Source organism: Vibrio sp. M260118 (assembly GCF_036533755.1).
In the GTDB taxonomy this organism is placed as follows: domain Bacteria; phylum Pseudomonadota; class Gammaproteobacteria; order Enterobacterales; family Vibrionaceae; genus Vibrio.
On sequence record NZ_JATABG010000259.1, the window covers coordinates 1 to 5,184 of the forward strand.

The window sequence follows — 5,184 nt, forward strand, 5'->3', positions numbered from 1 at the left end:
GCCTCGGTATAGAGTTCTTGGCCCTGGCGCGCATACAAACGCTCAGGCGTAGACCCTAAAAAGCTGTGTTTTGAATCCAATGCGAGCAGAAAGTGGAAACTATGATGGTTTTGCTGATAACTCGCTTTCAAAAGTTGCGATGCACAAAGCGGACTATCTAGGCTCACCTCAGTCTTACGCGCTAACACGACTTTCTTAAATTGCTCTTTCTTAATGCCAGTGAGCACTTTTTCAACCAGATGAGTCCACTGCTCCTTTTCTGGCGTGTGCTGAACAGTTTCGATATGTGCAGAGACTGAAGGTAACGGTGTCACCTCTAATTGCAGCTTATACAAGCTGGCTAAGGTGCGCTGTTTTTCCGCATTGAGATTTACCGCAATAGACCATTTATCATCAAAACGAATCAGCTCGATTTGCGGTAGAAAGAAATACGACGACATACAACGACGATTTTTACTTGTATGTCCATCAAATGAGCGACCTCCCCAAATACGCTGTTCTTCCGCCAAAATTGCGTAAGCAGGCGCCGGTTCGACAAAGGTATGCAGTTGACCAAGTGCGACCACCTCTTCACGAGTGTCACGAGATTGCCAATAGAACTTTGGAAATAGCGGCTGTGCTTCTAACCAGTCTATAAATGCGAAATCCGGTTTCTCTGCAAGAACTTGAACCAGACGATTTACACCGTCTTCTGCATCCTTTACGCGTTCAATCAATTCAGTGACGGCTTGATGAAAGTATGACAAATCAGCCTCGTATGCATGGGGGTTATTATTTATATTCTAACTGGCTACTTTATTTATAGACCCTGCTCAAATCAAGGTTGCAAGCAATGTTTTGCAAAATCCTGTGATAGAAGACGTGCCACAAAAGATTAATTGTTGTTATTCAATCAGATTTTTATTCTAAAGAACCCTATTTTGATGTAGTTTAATAAAGAAATTCAATTAATTTTAGGTTTTATTCAATGCAAAATATCGGGATGTCGTCAAAACTCGACAATGTCTGCTATGACATTAGGGGTCCTGTACTCAAACATGCTAAGCGTATGGAGGAAGAGGGGCATAAAATACTGAAGTTAAACATCGGTAACCCCGCCCCATTTGGTTTCGACGCCCCAGATGAGATTTTGGTTGATGTGATTCGTAACCTACCGACATCACAAGGTTATTGTGACTCAAAAGGCATCTACTCAGCGCGTAAAGCTGTCGTTCAGCACTACCAGCGTAAAGGTATCCGCTCACTTGATGTTGAAGACGTGTATGTGGGTAATGGTGTATCTGAGTTGATCGTGATGGCGATGCAAGCGCTGCTCAACAATGGCGACGAAATGCTTGTACCCGCTCCTGACTATCCTTTATGGACAGCATCGGTTGCACTTTCTGGCGGTAAAGCCGTTCACTACCTGTGTGACGAAGAGGCAGATTGGTATCCAGACCTCGACGATATCAAAAAGAAAATCACGCCAAAGACTCGCGGCATTGTATTGATCAATCCGAACAACCCAACGGGCGCCGTTTACAGCCGAGATTTCTTGCTTGAGGTGATCGAAATTGCTCGCCAGCACAAGCTGATCATTTTCGCCGACGAAATCTACGACAAAGTTTTGTACGACGGTGCCACTCATACTTCAGTGGCGACTCTGACTGAAGATGTACTGGTGATGACATTCAACGGCTTATCAAAAGCTTACCGAGTTTGTGGCTTCCGTGCAGGATGGATGTTCCTAACTGGGCCTAAGCATCAAGCCCAAGGTTACATCAACGGCCTAGATATGCTCTCTTCAATGCGTCTGTGTGCTAACGTGCCAATGCAGCATGCTATTCAGACCGCTCTTGGTGGTTATCAAAGCATCAACGAGTTGATCTTGCCAGGTGGACGTCTGCTAGAACAGCGCGATAAAGCTTGGGAATTGATCAACCAAATTCCTGGTGTTTCGTGTGTGAAACCTAAAGGGGCAATGTATCTGTTCCCGAAAATCGACCCTAAGATGTACAACATCAAAGATGACCAAAAGATGGTGCTCGACTTCTTGGTACAAGAGAAAGTACTACTGGTTCAAGGAACAGGTTTTAACTGGCCAAAACCGGATCACTTCCGCATTGTGACCCTGCCGCACGTTGAAGATCTCGAAATGGCAATCGGCCGTTTTGAACGCTTCTTAGCACCTTATAGCCAGTAGTAATTAGCCTCGAACTTTCATATGCTTAAAGGACACTCTTTCGGGTGTCCTTTTTGTTTAGGAGGAACAAATGCCAAACACTAATCCCAAGGAAAGCCACTTTTTTGCCCATTTAGCGCGCATGAAGCTTATTCAGCGTTGGCCGTTAATGCGTTCCGTCTCAACTGAGAATATCTCTGAACATAGCTTACAAGTTGCGTTTGTCGCTCACGCCCTAGCAGTGATTAAAAACAAAAAGTTCGGTGGCAATCTGAACCCTGAAAGAATCGCCATTCTTGGAATGTATCATGACACCAGTGAAGTGTTGACGGGTGACTTACCAACACCAGTGAAATACTACAACCCAGAGATTGCTAAAGAGTACAAAAAGATAGAAGCCGCCGCAGAGCAAAAGCTTCTCTCTATGGTGCCTGAAGAGTTCCGCGATGATTTCGCCCCTTTCCTTGTCTCGCTGTCAGCTCACCCTGAAGATGCATCGATCGTCAAACAGGCAGACACCATTTGTGCTTACTTAAAGTGCCTTGAAGAGCTTAGTGCGGGAAACCATGAATATGCGCTGGCCAAGAAGCGCCTCGACGTAACACTAAAAGAGCGACATACCCCTGAAATGGAGTATTTCCTTACCACTTTTGCACCAAGCTTTGAGCTCTCTCTCGACGAAATAAGTTAATATGCTAGCAGCTACCTATGAAACAGCTACACTTATAGTGGTTGAGAGTCATGGAGTGATGCATGGTAAAAGGAACGCTGTCGAGCGATAAGAAATTACCTTTATTTATCCAATACTTACCACTTGTGTTGATGGCAATTTTCATCGTAATTGTCATCACTATCCTCATCAATCAAAATCAGCTTTCACTTGAAAAAGACATCAGCTCGTTACGCGACAACTTCTACACCTCAGAGCGCAAACGTATCCAAAATCGTGTGGTCAACGTCGTTGATCAAATAGAGTCCGAAAAACAGCGAACAGAGGCTTTCTTAAAACAAGACGTAAAACAGAGGGTCAATGAAGCACTCAGCATCGCTGACAATCTCTACCAGTCACATCAAGGTCAGTCATCCTCTTTGGTTAAGCAGGTGATCCTCGATGCCATCCGCCCAATTCGCTTTAATCAAGGTCGAGGTTACTACTTCATCTATCAACTCAATGGCGTTAACGTCATGCATCCAATTCTTACTCATATCCAAGGTAAGAATTTATGGGATCTACAAGATGTTCGAGGCTCTTACGTCATTCGCGACCTGTCTAATCTCGCCCGAGCGAACAATCAAGCCTACCACCGCTGGTGGTGGAGTAAGCCAGAAGCACTAAATTCAGAGTTCGATAAAATCGGCTATGTCGCGCACTTTAAGCCCTTTGATTGGTTTATTGGCACTGGCGAATATGTGGTCGATGTTGAGCAAGATATCCAACGCCGCCTAATTGACCGCATCTCCCACTATCAGTACGAAGATGAAGGCTATATCTTCATTATGAATAGCAAGGGTGCGCTTATATCCCACCCTAACCAATCACTTATTGGTGTTGAGCGCCTAGATGCGCTTGATAAGAGTGGCAAAAAATATATCCAAGAAATTGTCGATACCGCTAAAAGCGGCGGTGGATTTGTCCGCTATCACTCAATCTACACCCCACAAGGGTCGGTCGATTCCTACAAATTAAGTTATGTTACCTATCTACCAGATTGGGATTGGGTAATCGGCTCAGGGGTTTACTTAAAGCCTGTCGAAGATTTTCTCTCGCAACGAGAGGCGCAAATTACCGCGGGCAACCAACGTGAGTTAGAGCAAGTGATCATTGCCAGTTTGTTTGGCTCACTGGCTTTGGGCTTGCTCTCTTTGATGATTGGTAAAGCGGTAGGTAAGCGCTTCCACCGCCTGCAAAAACAGATCAGTTCCGATTTTCAGCAACTCGAAAGCGCTAAAGACCAGTTGCAATATCAGGCTCTGCACGACAGCCTCACCACTCTACCTAACCGAGTCTATCTGATTGATTTCATTAAGCAGGCCATTGAGCAATCAAGTAAGGATAACCGCGTCACGGCAATCATGTTCGTCGACCTTGATGATTTTAAAAAGGTCAACGATGCCTTTGGTCACTCCATTGGTGACAAGCTGCTTACCAAGGTCGGCCTGCAGTTTGAACAGTTACTCAATGATAACCAGTTGGTTGCTCGCTTCGGTGGTGATGAGTTCGTATTCTGTTTCCCTAATCTCGACAGCGTTTTAGAAGCGGAACAGATCGCAGCGAACATTCGCGCGGTATTCCAAGACGAAATTGAAGTTGAAGGTAAGGTCATTTCCTCTAACTGTAGTATTGGCGTTTCCCTTTACCCTCAAGATGGCCTCAATCCAGAGGAGTTGATCGCCAAAGCCGACACCGCCTTGTACACCTCCAAAGCGCGCCGTAAGGGTAAAGTACTGTTTTTTGATGAGTCGATTAACAAACGAGTTCAGTACGAACTCACCCTCGAGAAACAACTGCGTTGTGCGATTAAAAACAACGAACTCTACATGGTGTTCCAACCCCAGATTGAACTCTCTTCAGGTAAGCTAAAATCTGTCGAAGCTTTGCTCCGTTGGCACAATCCAAAACTGGGACATGTTTCACCTATCGAACTGATTCGCAAAGCGGAGGAGATAGGCCTTATCCATGAAATCGGACAATTTGTCATTCGTACTTCTTGTCAAATGATGGTTAACGCCTTCCCGAATGGCGACGAGGCAATTGGCCTCTCGATCAATATCTCTCCTAGTCAACTGATGGCCAAAGACTTCCCTAACCTGTTGAGTACTATTATTGATGAGCAACAGATCGATCGTCAGCGCATCACGGTCGAGATTACTGAAAATGTGCTTATCGATGACTTAGAGATCGTCACGCCAATTCTCAATAACTTACGCGACAACGGTTTTACCATCTCGCTCGATGACTTCGGCACAGGCTTCTCTTCACTCAGTTATCTGTGCAATTTACCTATTAACGAGATCAAAATTGA

Annotated in this window: 4 protein-coding genes; 3 read left to right on the forward strand and 1 reads right to left on the reverse strand. The window is 45.0% G+C overall.

All coding sequences use genetic code 11. The features are described from left to right. A partial coding sequence (locus QTO00_RS14355) for a chorismate-binding protein (RefSeq protein WP_331425407.1) occupies nt 1-746 on the reverse strand: 746 nt, incomplete at its 3' end. Between the two features lie 221 nt (nt 747-967). Here QTO00_RS14355 and QTO00_RS14360 point away from each other — a divergent pair. From QTO00_RS14360 to QTO00_RS14370, 3 genes are all read left to right on the forward strand, one after another. Continuing rightward, nucleotides 968-2,182 (forward strand): pyridoxal phosphate-dependent aminotransferase, encoded by a 1,215-nt coding sequence (locus QTO00_RS14360; RefSeq protein ID WP_331425408.1) that lies wholly within the window; start codon nt 968-970, stop codon nt 2,180-2,182. Nucleotides 2,183-2,252: 70 nt separating this feature from the next. Beyond that, entirely contained in the window at nt 2,253-2,852 is a 600-nt protein-coding gene (gene yfbR / locus QTO00_RS14365; protein WP_331425409.1) for a 5'-deoxynucleotidase, read from the forward strand. 62 nt (nt 2,853-2,914) lie between these two features. After that, on the forward strand, nt 2,915-5,184 hold a 2,270-nt coding region (locus QTO00_RS14370; protein WP_331425410.1), incomplete at its 3' end, for a bifunctional diguanylate cyclase/phosphodiesterase.